General features: G+C 67.7%; 11 protein-coding genes and 1 riboswitch. Of the genes, 4 read left to right on the top strand and 7 right to left on the bottom strand.

Annotated features, from left to right (window positions below; all coding sequences use genetic code 11):
* Window positions 1-2 precede the first annotated feature (2 nt).
* From ACH2CY_RS02590 to ACH2CY_RS02580, 3 genes are all read left to right on the top strand, one after another.
* Window positions 3-1,109, top strand: a complete 1,107-nt coding sequence (locus ACH2CY_RS02590) for an ABC transporter ATP-binding protein (protein WP_395015592.1) — start codon at window positions 3-5, stop codon at window positions 1,107-1,109.
* A 134-nt stretch (window positions 1,110-1,243) separates the two neighbouring features.
* Window positions 1,244-1,768 carry a molybdopterin-dependent oxidoreductase gene (locus ACH2CY_RS02585; RefSeq protein WP_395015589.1) on the top strand — a complete coding sequence of 175 codons (525 nt, stop codon included), beginning with the start codon at window positions 1,244-1,246 and terminating at the stop codon, window positions 1,766-1,768.
* Window positions 1,769-1,770: 2 nt separating this feature from the next.
* Window positions 1,771-3,189: a sensor histidine kinase gene (locus ACH2CY_RS02580; RefSeq protein WP_395015586.1), complete on the top strand. Its 1,419-nt coding sequence runs from the start codon at window positions 1,771-1,773 to the stop codon at window positions 3,187-3,189.
* Between the two features lie 3 nt (window positions 3,190-3,192).
* Here the strand turns inward: ACH2CY_RS02580 and ACH2CY_RS02575 are convergent, their stop codons facing one another.
* The 7 genes from ACH2CY_RS02575 to pal (ACH2CY_RS02545) all read right to left on the bottom strand — a co-directional run bounded on the left by ACH2CY_RS02575 (window position 3,193) and on the right by pal (ACH2CY_RS02545) (window position 8,771).
* On the bottom strand, window positions 3,193-4,170 hold the full coding sequence (locus ACH2CY_RS02575; protein ID WP_395015584.1) for a quinone oxidoreductase family protein: 978 nt from the start codon (window positions 4,168-4,170) through the stop codon (window positions 3,193-3,195).
* 79 nt (window positions 4,171-4,249) lie between these two features.
* Window positions 4,250-5,542 carry a DUF1513 domain-containing protein gene (locus ACH2CY_RS02570; protein ID WP_395015582.1) on the bottom strand — a complete coding sequence of 431 codons (1,293 nt, stop codon included), beginning with the start codon at window positions 5,540-5,542 and terminating at the stop codon, window positions 4,250-4,252.
* Between the two features lie 10 nt (window positions 5,543-5,552).
* Window positions 5,553-6,179: a hypothetical protein gene (locus ACH2CY_RS02565; protein ID WP_395015580.1), complete on the bottom strand. Its 627-nt coding sequence runs from the start codon at window positions 6,177-6,179 to the stop codon at window positions 5,553-5,555.
* An 8-nt stretch (window positions 6,180-6,187) separates the two neighbouring features.
* Complete coding sequence (locus tag ACH2CY_RS02560) at window positions 6,188-6,562, bottom strand: hypothetical protein (protein WP_395015578.1); 375 nt, start codon at window positions 6,560-6,562, stop codon at window positions 6,188-6,190.
* Between the two features lie 158 nt (window positions 6,563-6,720).
* On the bottom strand, window positions 6,721-7,371 hold the full coding sequence (gene ribB / locus ACH2CY_RS02555) for a 3,4-dihydroxy-2-butanone-4-phosphate synthase (RefSeq protein WP_395015576.1): 651 nt from the start codon (window positions 7,369-7,371) through the stop codon (window positions 6,721-6,723).
* A gap of 96 nt (window positions 7,372-7,467) precedes the next feature.
* Window positions 7,468-7,633, bottom strand: a riboswitch (FMN riboswitch).
* A gap of 77 nt (window positions 7,634-7,710) precedes the next feature.
* Entirely contained in the window at window positions 7,711-8,208 is a 498-nt protein-coding gene (gene pal / locus ACH2CY_RS02550; RefSeq protein WP_395015574.1) for a peptidoglycan-associated lipoprotein Pal, read from the bottom strand.
* Window positions 8,209-8,231: 23 nt separating this feature from the next.
* Complete coding sequence (gene pal / locus ACH2CY_RS02545; protein ID WP_395015571.1) at window positions 8,232-8,771, bottom strand: peptidoglycan-associated lipoprotein Pal; 540 nt, start codon at window positions 8,769-8,771, stop codon at window positions 8,232-8,234.
* A 359-nt stretch (window positions 8,772-9,130) separates the two neighbouring features.
* On the opposite strand from pal (ACH2CY_RS02545), the gene ACH2CY_RS02540 reads away from it, so the two are divergent.
* On the top strand, window positions 9,131-15,172 hold the full coding sequence (locus ACH2CY_RS02540; RefSeq protein ID WP_395015569.1) for a beta strand repeat-containing protein: 6,042 nt from the start codon (window positions 9,131-9,133) through the stop codon (window positions 15,170-15,172).
* Window positions 15,173-15,175 lie beyond the last annotated feature (3 nt).

The raw sequence follows: 15,175 nt of genomic DNA, 5'->3' as shown, positions 1-15,175 counted from the left end.
TCATGGCTGACATCAAGACCGACGCGATCATCTCGCTGCGCAACCTCTCGAAGCATTTCGGGCCGGTCCGGGCGGTCGATGACATCAGCTTCGACATCCGCCGCGGGGAGTTCTTCTCGCTGCTGGGGCCGTCCGGCTGCGGCAAGACGACCTTGCTCAGGATGCTGGCCGGCTTCGAGCAGCCGACCGCCGGCGACCTCCTGATCGACGGCCAGCAGATGGCGGGCGTCCCGGCCTATTCGCGGCCGACCAATATGGTGTTCCAGAACTACGCGATCTTTCCACATCTCAACGTCGCCGAGAACATCGCCTTCGGCTTGCGCAAACGCGGCTTCTCCAAGCCGGAGATGGCGAAGCGGATCGAAGAAGCGTTGGCGCTGATCAAGATGGAAGGCTATGGCGGCCGGGCCAGCAACCAGCTCTCCGGCGGGCAGCGCCAGCGCGTGGCCCTGGCGCGGGCGCTGGTCTGCCAGCCGAAAGTGCTGCTGCTGGACGAGCCCTTGGGTGCGCTCGACAAGAAGCTGCGCGAAGAGATGCAGATCGAGCTCCGGCAGCTGCAGCGCAGCGTCGGCATCACCTTCGTCTTCGTGACCCACGACCAGGAAGAGGCGCTCGCTCTCTCCGACCGGATCGCGGTGATGTCGCGCGGCCGGGCGCTGCAGATCGAGAGCGCGACCCGGCTCTACGAAGCACCGAACTGCCGCGAAGTGGCCGAGTTCATCGGCTCAATGAATTTCTTCCAGGGCACCTTGCGCGATGCCGCCGGCGGCCGGGCCGTGGTCGATGCCGGGCCTTTGGGTTCGTTGAACGCGATGGTCGACGGCGCCGCGCCGCCGGTCGGGGCCGCAGTTTCGATCGCGGTGCGGCCGGAGAAGCTGCGCCTGGCCTGGGACCGGCCGGCGGGGAATGCCAATGCCGTGGCCGGCAAGGTCGATGCGCAGGCCTATTTCGGCGACCGCAGCCATTACTACATCTCGGTCCCGGGCAGCGAGCGGCCGATCGCCGTGGCCCACCAGAATGTCGACCGCAGCCTCGACGAGGTCGAGACCATCGGCCGCCCGGTCTGGCTCACCTTCCCCGCGGAAGCCGCGGTGCTGCTGACCCGCTGAACCGCGCCAGAATCATCGGCGGACGCGCACTATCGGAATATCATCCCAGCGTCGATCCCATTTCCGTTAACGTCGCCTCAATTAATCCCTGAGCAAAATCGGTTCAATTGCTGCTCATTTTGGGGTTGGACGGCATGAGACCGCGCCTTCTGTTCCGCGGCGCCATCGCCGGGATGCTGATGGGGATCGGCATCGCGACGATCGGCTGGACCGGTAGTTCGAGCGTCATGGCGCAGGCCGCGACGCCGGCCACGACGATTCTGGTGATCGACGGCCATGTTTCGGGAGGCAAACCCGCCGCCTTCGACCTGGCGGCGCTGCAAGCCATGCCGGTCACCCGCATCACCACCATGACGCCCTGGACCGACGGCGAGAATCTCTATGAGGGCGTGAAGATCCGCGACCTGCTGCAGCAGCTCGGCGCCAAAGGCGACACCATCCTGGCCGATGCGGTCGACGACTATCAGGTCAAGATCCCGATCGAGGACATCCAGGACTACGACGTCATCGTCGCTTATGCCGTCGATGGCCACCCCCTGCCCGAGGACGACAAGGGGCCGCTCTGGATCATCTATCCCTATTCCGAACATTCCGGGCTGCAGAAGGATCTCTATTTCTCGCGCAGCGTCTGGCAACTGAACCGGTTGACCGTGCAATGAGCATGAGCGCACGCAGCACTTTCGGCAGCATGCCGGCCGGCCGCAGCGCCATGCTGTACCGGCGCCACAACATCCTGCGCGACATCCTGATCGCGATCGGGATCGCGGCGATGGTGATCGCCGCCGGCTGGATCGGCAGCCGCGCCGTCGATCGCCTCGATTCATTGCGCAATGCCCCGCATTACAACATCACCTGGATGGGCACCCAGCTGGAGACGCATTACACCCGGTTCGAAGCCGCGGTGGCCGCGTCGCTGGCCGGCCACGACGATCCGCAAGAGCTCAAGGATCGCTGGAACGCCTTCCAGACCTGGGTCCATGTGGTGAACGCGGGCGACGCGCGCGCGCAATTGCCCCAGGACGAGATGTTCGACATCGAGCTGAAGCGGATCGCGACGCTTGACGGCGAGATCACCGGCCTGATCGCGGCCAAGGGCTCGCTCAGTGCCGCGGCGCCGGAGGTCTATTCGATCCTGCGCGCGACCGAAGGCTCGGTGCGGCGGATTGCGCTGGCCAGCTATCAGCAAGGCCTGCAGACGGTGAATGCCGAGCGCGGCCGGATCGAGGTCGATTTCGGCCTGCTGGCCGGGATCACCGCGGCGGTGCTGCTCTCGCTGCTGATCCTGGTCGCGGTGCTGATCCGGCATCGCCGCCGGCTCTGGTACGTCGCGCACGAGCTATCCGCGGCGAAGCTCCGCGCCGAGGTCGCCAATCGCGCGAAGTCGGAATTCCTGGCGCATATGAGCCACGAATTGCGCACGCCGTTGAACGCGATCATCGGCTTTTCCGAGATCATGGCGCTGGAGGCCTTCGGGCCGCTGGGCGAGCCGCGCTATCGGAACTACGCCCGCGACGTGGTCGGCGCCGGGCGGCATCTGCTCGGGCTGATCGACGGCGTGCTCGACATCGCGCGGATCGAAAATGGCAAGATGACGCCGGCGCCGCAGTCGGTCGACGTGCAGGAGCTCGGCACCGCCTGCATCGGCATGATGCAGCAGCGCGCCACTGAACGCGGCCTGGAGCTGCTGGGCGATCTCGACGGCGCGCTGCCGCGGCTGTTCGTCGATCGCAAGCACCTGAAGCAGATCGTGCTGAACTTCCTCGGCAATGCGGTGAAGTTCACCGAGCCCGGCGGCAGCGTCACCCTGGGCGCGCACCGCACCCAGGACGGCCAGCTCTGCATCTGGGTCAAGGACAGCGGCATCGGCATCGCCGCCGGCGATCTCGAACGCGCGCTGCAGCCCTTCGGCCAGATCGAGAACAGCCAGTCCCGGACGCAGATCGGCTGGGGCCTCGGCCTCGCCATCTCGAAGTCGCTGGCCGAGCTCAACGGCGGCACCCTGGCGCTGGCCAGCAAGCCGGGCGAAGGCACCATCGCCAGCGTCACTTTCCCCGCGCCCGCGCTGGCGCGCGCGGCTTAAGCGCTACGGCAACAGGATCGTCGCGCCCGTGGTCTTGCGTGCCTGCAGATCGCGGTGCGCCTCGGCCGCGTCCTTGAGCGGATAGCGGTGGCCGATCTGGATCTTCACCACGCCGCGGTTGACCACGTCGAACAGCGCGCTGGCCGAGAGCTCGAGATCCGCGCGGCTGGCGATGTAGTGGAACAAGGTCGGGCGGGTCAGGAACAGCGAGCCCTTCTGGCTCAGGATCAGTGGCGGGATCTCCGGCACCGGGCCTGAAGCGTTTCCGAAGGTCACCATCATGCCGCGCATCCGCAGGCAATCGAGCGAGGGCAGGAACGTATCCTTGCCGACGCCGTCATAGACTACATGGACGCCCTTGCCGTCGGTGATCTCCTTGACCCGCTTCACCCAGTCTTCGCTGCGGTAGTTGATGACATGCGTCGCGCCGAGCTGCTTGGCGATGGCGCATTTCTCCGGCGAGCCCGCGGTGCCGATGGTGACGGCGCCCAGGCTGGCGAGCCACTGCATCGCGATCGTGCCGACGCCGCCGGCCGCGGCATGGAACAGCACGAAGTCGCCGGCCTTCACCGGATAGGTGCGGCGGAGCAGGAACTCGACCGTCATGCCCTGCAGCATCATGCCGGCCGCGGTTTCGAAATCGACGGAATCCGGAAGCTTGATCAGCCGCTCGGCCGGATAGTTGCGGTAGGTCGCATAGGCGCCGTTCGGCGCCGAGCAATAGGCGACCCGGTCGCCCGGCTTAAACTCGGTGACGCCTGGCCCGACCGCCTCGATCTCGCCCGCGGCTTCGAGGCCGAGGCCGCTCGGCATGGCGAGCGGATAGAGGCCGCTCCGCTGATAGGTGTCGATGAAGTTGAGGCCGCAGGCATGGTTCTTGATCGTGACCTCGCCTGGCCCCGCCGGCGGGACGTCGACCTCTTCCCAGCGCATGACTTCCGGTCCGCCATGCTCATGGATGCGGATGGCATTCGCCTTCATCGCCTCACTCCCGACTGCAAAAGGAGCGGCGACTCTGGCCCGGCTGGACGGGAAATGGAAGGGCGAAGCTGACCCCGGCCTAGCCGATCACGGTATGGCTGTGTCCCCACCATTTCGGCAGCGGCGTCACGCTTTCGACGAGATGCGTGCCGGTCCGGAGCGTCATCAGGCCGTTCCAGTAGCCGGTCACATGCCAAGTCGAGCCGTCCGGCGAGCGCGCGACGCCGCAGGGCCAGCGCAGCCCATGGGCGTCGGTCCGGATCATCTTCTTGACGGCACCGGTCGCGCCGTCGAACAGCGCGATGCGGTGCGTCGCCGGAAAGGTCATCAGGATCTCGTCGGCGGCCGCGTCGTAGAGCACGGAAAGGCCGTGCCGGGTCATCGGCAGCTGGTCCGAGAGCAGCGGCTCGGCACGGTCTCCGACGACATGGACCGGCCGCGAGGCGAGATATTCGAAGCCATGCTCGGCGCTGGGATCCGGCTCGAGGCCGGCGGCTTCGGGGGAATCGGCCCAGGCCATCTTCGCGGTCACCGCGAAGATGCGGTCGAGCCGCTTGCCGCAGAGATGCCGGAGCTCCGCGGTCGGATCCGACCCGTCGATCCAGGAGAGCAGCTTGCCGCTGGCGATCTCGATGATGGCGATGCCCGGCGCGATCGGGTCCGGCAGATCCGGGTAGTCGTCCGAAGACCCGGCGATCGCGGTGCTGCCGTAATTCGCCACCACCATGTGGCGCCCGTCCTCGGTGATCTGGATCTCATGCGGGCGGATGCCGTGGCCCGGCAGCTCGCCGACCGGGGCCAGGGTGACGGCGTCGCGGATCACGATGCGCCCGGCGAGCCGCGCGATGTCGGCCGCGCGATCGCCGCTCTTCGGCTCGGCCGGATGGCGTTCGGCGATGGCGACATGCTTGCCGTCGGGCATCACCGCCGGATGGCCGCCGAAGCGCCAGCCCTCCCGGACCGGGTGGACCAGCGCCGTCATGTCGAGGCTGTCCAGGTCGAAGCCGACGACCGTGTGATGCTCCATGCCGGAAAAGACGCCGACGCCGAGCGGGCGCAGCACCTGGAGGCCGTGGCCGCGGACCGGAAACACGGCGCGCTTGGGTTCGGCGCCGGGCTCGGAGAGATCGAGCATGTTGAGCGCGGTGCGGTTCTCGGTCCACCCAGGCGGCACCTTGCTGATCTCGGGCAGATCGACCAGCAGGGTGTCGCCCTGGCGGGCGAGCTCGGTGCGATAGCCGGGCACGAACAGCCGCCGGCGGGTATCGCCGCTGGCTTGTGCGGTGTGGCGCAACGGACCCGCCGCCGCCACCGCGCCGAAGGCAGCCAGCGCGGTCTGCAAGGCGAAGCGGCGGGAGATGGCGCGTCTCATGATGACGTCCTCAGCCCTCGCCGCCGCCACCCCCGCCGCCGCCGCCACCCCCGGCGCCACCCCCCCCGCCACTGCCGCCGACGCGCGGCTTCTTGGTCGGCGTCGGTGCGTTGGTTGGCGGAACCGGATTGGTCAGCGGATCGCTCCAGTTGGTGTAGCCGCCGTCGCCGGTATAGTGGGTCGTGCTGTTGGGGCCGAGATAATTGTCCGAGGTCCAGGTGTCCTTGACCTTGCCGTCAGGCCCCTTGATCTGCGTGACGGTGTAGGTGTGCAGGCTGCCGTAGTCGACGCCCGGCACCCGGTAGCCGCTGTAGGTATGGACGTCGATCGTATGGTCCGCGGGAATCTCGCCGTTGCTCTGCATGGTCCCCAGCTTGTCGGCGATCGCCTGGCCGCGGGTGGTCGCGGCATCGACGCAGCTGCCACCGGAACCGTTGAGGACGTTGGTGTAGATCGTGGTGCGCGGCGTGCTGCCGGCGGCGTCCGAGATCGCGTCGCCGACCTTGCCCGGGTCATAGAGCACGGGCGGCGGCGGTGGCGGTACCATTTCGCTGCCGATGTCCGGCGGGACGCAGCCGCCGAGTGCGGTGCCGAGGAGCAGGACGGCGGCGAGGCCGCCAAGGGTCTTCGTCGTCATGGCGAGCCTCACTTCTTCACGCTGTAGTTGGCGATGGCGAAGGCGCCCTTGGTGGGCGACCCCTTCATCACGAACTCGAAGACGGCGACCGAGGCCCCGCCCTGGTTCTGAACCGAGTAGTTCGCACGGTCGAACACGGTGAGATCGAGCGGCAGGCGGTATTGCTGCGCGAAGGCGGAGAGTTCGTCGAGATTGGCCGGCCAGCGCTTGTTGGCGCCGTTGAAGCCGGTCAGCGCGTCGCGGACATGCTGGACGTCGCTGTCATTCTCGTTCTTCATGCCGGCGAAAAGCGGCTTGCCAGGCGGGGCCGCTTCGGCCGGGAGCGCCAGTCCGCAATTGAAAAGACCGGCGAGCAAAGCACCGGCAATGACCCAATGTCTCATCGTCTCACCCCGCGAAAGGACTTTCCACGGCGGGCCTTCACCACAACGGTGCGACCTGCACGTTTAATCCTTAGCGACCGGGTCAGAACGCCGATTTGCGTCTTGTCAAACCGCGGACGAGCGCGATCGAAACGCGGCGGTTTGCCGCGCCGCTGCGGTCAGGCGGCGGCGCGCTCCACTTCCGCCCGATAGGCGACCAGCTCGGCGATGGTGAGCACCGGGAAACCATGGCGGCGGGCATAGCTTTTTGCAGCTTTGCTGCGCAGCATTTCGCCATCCTTGGTCATCAGCTCGCAGATGACGGCGGCCGGCTTCAACCCGGCGAGACGCGCGAGATCGACCGAACCCTCGGTATGGCCGCGCCGGCCGAGCACGCCGCCGGGATTGGCCCGCAGCGGGAAGATATGGCCGGGGCGGATCAGATCGGCCGGCGTCGCGCGTTCCGAGATCGCGGCGCGCACGGTGACCAGCCGGTCGGCGGCGGAGACGCCGGTGCTGATGCCGTGTCTTGCATCGATCGAGACCGTGAAGGCGGTGCCGTTCTTGCATTCATTGCGCGCCACCATCGGCGGCAAGTCGAGCTTGCGTACGGTCTCGTCGTCGAGGCAGAGGCAGACGATGCCGCTGCCGTCATGGATCATCCGCGCCATCACATCGCGGGTCAGAGTCTCGGCGGCGAGGACGAGATCGGCCTCGTTCTCGCGGTCATGGGCGTCCAGCATGACGACCGGGATGCCCGACCGCATGGCGGCGATGGCGGCATCGATTCTCTGGTTGAGAAGAGAGTTGGGGTTCAGAAGAGTAGTCATTGTGAAACGCTCCTCGCACTTCAACAGGTTGCGACAAACGTTTCAGGGCGAACGCCTGACAAGACGGATTCCGCGCGCGGAATCGCTCATCGGACGTTGCGTCTTCTTCCATCCGGACTTTAACCGTCGGCCCAGGACTGGCATCTGGAGATGCTTCACCTGATCTGCTGACCCGTTCTCCGAGGAGAACGGCGCTCGCGGGCTCGGGTTCTTAAGAACCCCTACCGCCGGTGGGGAGTTTCACCCCGCCCTGAAGACGTGTAACAGGATGAAAGTGGCAAGTCCGCCGCGCCCCGTCAAGACAGGGTTGTCTCGTCGCCGGCTTGCGGAAAAGAGGGGCTATGGGTCGAGGGTGCTGACACCGCGGCGGTTCTGGCTCCAGCAAGCCTCCTCCGCCGCGGTGCAGAGCGGCCGCTCCTTGCCATAGGAGATCGTTTTCAGCCGCTTCGGATCAACGCCGAGTGCGACGAGATAATCCAAGATCGCCTGGGCGCGGCGCTCCCCGAGAGCCAGATTGTATTCCCGGGTGCCACGTTCGTCGGCATGGCCTTCGATCGTCACCGTTCTTCGCGGAAATTGCTGCAGCCAGATGGCTTGCCTCTGCAATGTCCGCTGGCCATCCGCCGAGAGAGCGTAACGATCGGTGTCAAAGAGAACGTTGTTGCCGGCTTTAGATCTAAAGTACTCGTCTGTGCTGATGTCCTCGCCGCCGCCCGGTGGCTCCGGCGTAACCCGACCCGATATCTCATTGGGGGTGATTGTTGGATCACCAGAGCCACTCTCGCAGGCAGCCAGCATCAGCACCCCGGCGCAGAGCGCCGGCAGTCGTCGCAGCATCGGGGCGATCTTTCGGTCGGTGGTTAGTTGCTGAGCGCGGTGACGCCGCGGCGGTTCTCGGCCCAGCAGCTGTCGGAGGCGTCCGGGCAGATCGGCTTCTCCTTGCCGTAGGAGACTTCCGAGAGCCGCGACTTGTCGATGCCCAGGGCCACCAGGTAGTTCATCACCGTGGTCGCGCGGCGGTCACCCAAGGCGAGGTTGTATTCGCGGGTGCCGCGCTCGTCGGCATGGCCCTCGATCGTCGCCATGTGCTGCGGATATTTCTGCAGCCAGGCCGCCTGCTTCTGCAGGATGCCCTGCGCCTCGGCATTCAGCGAGTAGCTGTCGGTGTCGAAGTGGATCGTGTTGCCGATCTGGGTCTCGAATTCCCCGGCGCTGCCCGGGCCCATGCTGGCGCTCTGGATGCCGTTGTCGAGGCCGGTTCCGGACACGCCGTCGGTGCCCGTGCCGGAAAGTTGCGACGTGTCGTTCGCCGCCATGTTTCCGCCGGTGTCGGATCCGCTGCTCCCGCAGGCGGCAAGCAGCAGTGCAGCGCAAAGCGCCGGCATCATCCTGATGGTCATCGAAGTCCCCAATATGTTGCGACTCGGAATCGTCGCGCAGCGGTCGCGAACCTGCAAGGTAATCGGGGCGATCTTGGGGCGAAATTCGGGCGCGCGGTGACAAATCCGGGGGATTTTGGCGTCGACTCGGATTACCCGCCGCCATGCCCGGTGTGTGACTTCATGGCTAACGCCGGGAATTAAGTCTCGACCTGGCTTGTCCGCCCTACCCCGGCCCGATAAACTCTATGCTTAATTAACCGTTAACGCGCGCTTGGCGCCGTTAACGCGGGGTCGAAGCGGGGAGACAGCGACCGGCCGAAAACCGTTATTTCGCGGGGGGTTACGCGAAAGCGGTGCAACGCGGCCGGCGATCGGGGATGACGGGGGTCGCACCGAATACCGAAAGCGTAACGCCGGGGCCGGAGAGCCCGACGGCGGCACCGGCGCTTGGCCCGGATGGAGCGGCGAATCCCGTCCCCCGCATCGTGACCGCGCAGCCCGGCCAGGTGATCCAGCTGCCCTTCACCCTGGCCACGGCGACCATTGCGTTGCGCGGCGCCGATCTCTTTCTGCAAGCCGGCGACCAGCTGGTGGTCATCGAGGGCTACGGGCCGGCACTCCTGGCCGGTCGGGCGCCGACCGTGCTTGATCCGCGCGGCGATACCCTGGCGCTGGACACGCCGGAGATCACCACCGGCAACCCGGTGATCCTGACCGATGCACCGGAGCCGCCGCCGCAGCCGGCGGAGTTCAGCACCGCGAGCGTCAAGCCGCCGCACTTTGGCGGCGCGCTGCTCACTGTCTTCGATCCGGTCTCGGGATCGCTGCTGCGCAGCTTCCGGTCGGTCGGCACCGGCGGCGATGCAACGGGCTTCGATGGCAGCACCAGATTGCGCGGCGCCGGATCGCCGGCGCCGGATTTCGACGGCATCAGCCTGGCGCGGACCAGCGGCGACACCGTCCCGTCGACGATCGGGCCCGATCCCTTCGCGGCACAGGACGATGCCGGCGGCGTGCTGCGTGGGCTGGGCGTCGGCAATGTGATCGCCGGCTGGGGTGCGGCGCCCGATCTCACCACCGGCGGCATCGTGACCGAAGCCGCGGGGATCGGCGCCGCGATCCCGGTCACCGCGGGCGGCGTCGACGTCGCCGGTCAGTTCGGAACCTTGCACATCGCGGCCGATGGCAGCGTCGGCTACCAGCGGACGGTGGGCTCGGTCACCGATCTCGCCGCCCTGCCGAATGGCGCGCTCGACGTCTTCATCTACAGGCTGCTCAACGGCGACGGCCGCAGCGACACGGCGACGCTGTCCATCCGCGTCATGCCGGAAACCGTGGTCGCCGGCAACGCGACCGGCACCGGCAACGACGAAGCCCTGGTGCTGCAGGCAGGCGCGGCGGGCCAGCTCTCCGGCCTTGGCGGCGAGGACCGGCTGTTCGGCGCGAACGGCGCCGACACGCTCTCCGGCGGCGACGACGACGATTACCTGCAAGGCGGCGCCGGCGACGACACGCTGCTGGGCGGCGGCGACAACGACACGCTGACACCGGGCAGCGGCAACGACACCGCCGATGGCGGCGCCGGCGACGACGTGCTCGATCTCGCCGGCAATCTGACCGCGGCGGACACGCTGACCGGCGGCAGCGGCAACGACGTCCTGAAGCTCGACGGCAACTACGCGGCCGGCGTCACCTTCACCGCAACCACCTTGAGCGAGGTCGAGCGGATCGAGCTCAAGGCCGGCAACAGCTACAAGCTCACTCTGGCGGATGCGACCAACGCGGTCACCCTGACGGTCGATGGCAAGACGCTGACCGCGGGCAACGTGCTCACGCTGAACGGCGCCGCCGAGACCAGCGCGGCGCTGATCGCCGCGGCCGGGGCCGGGAATGATGCGCTTGCCGGCGGCGCCGGCGCGGACCAGCTCGACGGTGGCGCCGGCAACGACACGCTGACCGGCAATGCGGGCGCCGATGTGCTGACCGCGGGCGCCGGCAACGACACGTTGAGCGGCGGCGCCGGCAACGATCGCCTGGTGCTGGCGGGCGACCTCACCGCGGCGGATAAGATCGACGGCGGCGCCGACAGCGACATACTCGAGCTCGACGGCGACTACGCCGCCGGCGTCACCTTCGCCGCGACCACGCTGACAAATGTCGAAACCATTAGCCTGGCGGCCGGCAACAGCTACAAGTTCACCCTCAACAATGCCAACAACACCGCCGGGCTCACCATCGACGGTTCCGCTCTGGCGGCGGCCCACAGCCTCACCGTCAACGGTGCCGCGGAGACCACGAATGCCCTCACCGCCTCGGGCGGCGCCGGCAACGATGTCCTGATCGGCGGCACCGCCAAGGACATATTGATGGGCAATGCGGGCGACGACACGCTGACCGGCAACAACGGCGACGACACGCTGTTGGCCGGGACCGGCACCGACATACTCGCCGGCGGCAACGGCAATGACGTGCTGGATCTCGGCGCCGGCCTGGATGCGGCGGATAAGATCGACGGCGGCGCCAATGCCGATACCCTCAGGCTCGACGGCGATTACGGCGCCGGCGTGGTGTTCAACGCCACCACCGTGACCAATGTCGAGACCTTCCTGCTCGCCGCCGGCCACGACTACAACCTGAAGCTCACCGACGCCAACAACACGGCAGGCCTCACAGTCAATGCCTCGGCCCTCGCCGCCGGCAACCGCCTGATGTTCGACGGCGGTGCCGAGACCGCCTCGCTGCTGAATGCAACCGGTGGCGCCGGCGACGACGTCCTGATCGGCGGCAGCGGCAACGACACGCTGACCGGCGGCGCCGGGGCGGATCAGCTGACGTCGGGCGCCGGCAACGACACGCTTTCGGGCGGTGCCGGCGACGACGTGGTGACTTTGAACGCCGGCCTCACCGCGGTGGACAAGATCGACGGCGGCGCCGATTTCGACATCGTCCGGCTGGACGGCAACTACGTGGTCGGCGTGACCTTGAGCGCGACCACGATCACCAATGTCGAGCAGATCGATCTCATCGGCAACAGCTACAAGCTGGTGTTGAACGATGCGACGGCGACGACCGCGCTGAAGGTCGACGGCACCGCGCTGATTGCCGGGCAGCAAATGATCGTCGACGGCGCCGCCGAGACCAGCGCCGCGCTGACCCTGCTGGGCGGCGCCGCGAACGACACCCTTGGCGGCGGTGCCGGCGATGACCTGCTTTCCGGCGGCGCCGGCAACGACACGATCACCACCGGCGCCGGAATCGATACGGTGAGCGGCGGCGGCGACAACGACACCATCGTGCTCGCCGCCAACCTGACCGCGGCGGATACGATCGACGGCGGCAGCGGCGCCGACACGGTGACGCTGAGCGGCAACTACGGCGCCGGCGTGATCTTGGGCGCGACGACGATCACCAATGTCGAGACCATCACGCTGGCCAACGGCTTCAGCTACAAGCTCATTCTCGACGACGCGACCAATGCCGTGGGACTGACGGTGAACGGCGCGGCTTTGGTCGCGGCCAATGCGCTCTATCTCGACGGCAGCGCCGAGGCCGGCGCCGCGCTCACCGCGACCGGCGGCAGCGGCAACGACACGATGTTCGGCGGCGCCGGCGATGACGTGCTCAACGGCGGCAGCGGCAACGATCTGCTGCGGGCGGGTACCGGTACCGACACCCTCTCCGGCGGCAACGGCAATGACAGCCTCGAGCTCGGCGCCGATCTCTCCGCGGCAGACAAGATCGACGGCGGGGCCAACACCGATACCCTGCTGCTGGACGGCGACTATGCCGGCCTGGTGCTGACCGCGACCACGGTCACCAATGTCGAGACCATTCAGCTCGCCGCCGGTCACGACTATGCGCTGACCCTGAACAACGCCACCAACGCCGCCGGGCTTATCGTCGATGGGTCCGCCCTCGGCGCGGCGGACGCGCTCTCCCTGAACGGTGCGGCGGAGACGACCGCGGTCCTGTCCGCGCGCGGCGGCGCCGGCGATGACACGCTGGTCGGCGGCGCCGGGGCGGATATCCTGCAGGGCGGCACCGGCAACGATCTGCTGATCTCCGGCGCCAATGTGGACACGCTGCAGGGCGGCGCGGGCGATGACGTGCTCGATCTCGGCGCCGATCTGCTGGCGACGGACAAGCTCGACGGCGGCGCCGACAACGACGTGCTGAAGCTCAGCGGCAACTACTCGGCCGGGATCACCTTCACGGCGACGACGCTGGTCAACGTCGAGACCATCACGCTCGCCGCCGGCAACAGCTACAAGTTCACCCTGAACGACGCCAACAACACCGCCGCGCTCGCCATCGACGGCGGCGCGCTGGCCGCCGGCCAGGTGCTGACCGTCAACGGCGCCGCGGAGACCGCATCGGCCCTGCTGCTCAGCGGCGGCGCCGGCAACGACGCGCTGACCGGCGGCGCTGGCTCCGATGTGATCAAGGGCGGCGCCGGCAACGACACGTTGACCACCGGCGCCGGCAACGACACGGTGGACGGCGGCAGCGGCAACGACACGATCGCGCTGGCCGCCAATCTCACCGCCTTGGACCAGATCGACGGCGGCGCGGACAGCGACACGGTTACCCTGTCCGGCAATTACAGCGCGGGGGTCGTCTTCGCGGCGACGACCCTGACCAATGTCGAGACCCTCACCTTGGCGGCCGGGAACAGCTACAAGCTCACGCTGGACGACGCCACCAACAGCGCCGGGCTAACCGTCAATGCTGCCGCCCTGGCCGCGACGGCGGTGCTGACCCTGGACGGTTCCGCCGAGACCAGCGCGGCGCTCACCGCGACCGGCGGCGCCGGCAATGATGTGATCACGGGTGGTGCCGGCGCGGACGTCATCACCGCGGGCGGCGGCAACGATACCTTGAGCGGCAATGCCGGGGCCGACAGCTTCATCTTCGCCGGCAACTTCACCGCGGCGGACAAGATCGACGGCGGCGCCGACCAGGACAAGCTCAGCCTCAACGGCAACTACGCGGCCGGTGTCGTGTTCGCCGCGACCACGCTCACCAATGTCGAGACCATCACCGTCGCCGATGGCAACAGCTACAAGTTCACCTTGAATGATGCGACCAACGCGGCCGGGCTCAGCGTCGACGGATCGCTGCTGGGTGCCACGCGCGTCCTCACCGTGAACGGCGCCGCCGAGACCAGCGCCTCACTGGCGGCGACCGGCGGCGCCGGCAACGACGTACTCACCGGCGGCGCCGGATTGGACGTCCTGAGCGGCGGCGCCGGCAACGACGTGCTGACCACCGGCGCCGGCAACGACGTCGTCGATGGCGGCGCGGGGAATGACACGATTGCGCTCGCGGCGAACCTGACCGCGCTGGACCAGATCGACGGCGGCGCCGACACCGACACGCTGACCCTGTCCGGCAATTACAGCGCCGGGGTCGTCCTCATGGCGACGACGGTCAGGAATGTCGAGACCATCACCGTCGCGGCGGGCAACAACTACAAGCTGACTTTGGATGACGCGACCAACGGCAGCGGCCTTACCGTGAATGCCGCGGCCCTGGCCGCCGCCAATGCTCTCACCTTGGACGGGGCCGCCGAGCTGAGCGCAGCCCTGACCGCCATCGGCGGCGCCGGCAACGATGTGATCACCGGCGGTGCCGGCGCGGACAAGATCACCAGCGGTGCCGGCGTCGATACGCTGAACGGGGGCGCCGGCAGCGACAGCTTCACGCTGGCCGCCAACCTGACCGCCGCGGACCAGATCAACGGCGGCGCCGATGCCGACACCCTCAGCCTCAACGGCAACTATTCGGCCGGGATCGTCTTCAACGCCACCACCCTCGTCAATGTCGAGACCATCACTGTCGCCGACGGCAACAGCTACAAATTCACCTTGAACGATGCGACCAATGCGGCGGGCTTGAGCATCGACGGATCCTTGCTGGGTGCCACCCGTGTGCTGACGATCGACGGCGCGGCCGAGACCGGCGCTTCGCTCACCGCGACGGGCGGCAACGGCAACGACAGCCTGACCGGCGGCGGCGGCGGCGACATCCTGACCGGTGGCGCCGGGAACGACACGCTGGTCGGCAATGCCGGCGCCGATCTGTTGTTCGGCGGCGTCGGCAACGATACCATCACCGGCGGCGCCGATGCGGACACCTTCCAGCTCCGACTCGCCGATATCGGCAAGGACACCGTCAAGGACTTCAAGCTGCTCGAAGGCGATGTGCTGGAATTCACCGGTGTCCTTGACGGCGCCGGCAGCGACATCCAGGACCTGATCGATGCCGGTCTCACCGCCAAGGGCTCCGGCGGCAATTGCGTGATCACCTGGAACGGCGGCACCTCCACCCTGACCCTGACCGGTGTCGGCGGCGCGGTAAACAACGTCAACGAACTCGCGACGCTACTCGGCGGTCAGCTTCACGTCACCCATAGCTAGAAG

It is taken from the genome of Dongia sp. (assembly GCF_041905885.1).
Lineage (GTDB): Bacteria > Pseudomonadota > Alphaproteobacteria > Dongiales > Dongiaceae > Dongia.
This window is presented reverse-complemented; position numbering and strand designations above follow the sequence as displayed.

Excerpts from the sequence above, each read along its gene's own strand:
- ACH2CY_RS02575 (WP_395015584.1), bottom strand. The coding sequence starts at position 4,170 with ATGAAGGCGAATGCCATCCGCATCCATGAGCATGGCGGACCGGAAGTC.
- ACH2CY_RS02580 (WP_395015586.1), top strand. The coding sequence starts at position 1,771 with ATGAGCGCACGCAGCACTTTCGGCAGCATGCCGGCCGGCCGCAGCGCC.
- ACH2CY_RS02540 (WP_395015569.1), top strand. The coding sequence starts at position 9,131 with ATGACGGGGGTCGCACCGAATACCGAAAGCGTAACGCCGGGGCCGGAG.
- pal (WP_395015571.1), bottom strand. The coding sequence starts at position 8,771 with ATGACCATCAGGATGATGCCGGCGCTTTGCGCTGCACTGCTGCTTGCC.
- ACH2CY_RS02570 (WP_395015582.1), bottom strand. The coding sequence starts at position 5,542 with ATGAGACGCGCCATCTCCCGCCGCTTCGCCTTGCAGACCGCGCTGGCT.
- ACH2CY_RS02590 (WP_395015592.1), top strand. The coding sequence starts at position 3 with ATGGCTGACATCAAGACCGACGCGATCATCTCGCTGCGCAACCTCTCG.
- pal (WP_395015574.1), bottom strand. The coding sequence starts at position 8,208 with ATGCTGCGACGACTGCCGGCGCTCTGCGCCGGGGTGCTGATGCTGGCT.
- ACH2CY_RS02585 (WP_395015589.1), top strand. The coding sequence starts at position 1,244 with ATGAGACCGCGCCTTCTGTTCCGCGGCGCCATCGCCGGGATGCTGATG.
- ACH2CY_RS02560 (WP_395015578.1), bottom strand. The coding sequence starts at position 6,562 with ATGAGACATTGGGTCATTGCCGGTGCTTTGCTCGCCGGTCTTTTCAAT.
- ACH2CY_RS02565 (WP_395015580.1), bottom strand. The coding sequence starts at position 6,179 with ATGACGACGAAGACCCTTGGCGGCCTCGCCGCCGTCCTGCTCCTCGGC.
- ribB (WP_395015576.1), bottom strand. The coding sequence starts at position 7,371 with ATGACTACTCTTCTGAACCCCAACTCTCTTCTCAACCAGAGAATCGAT.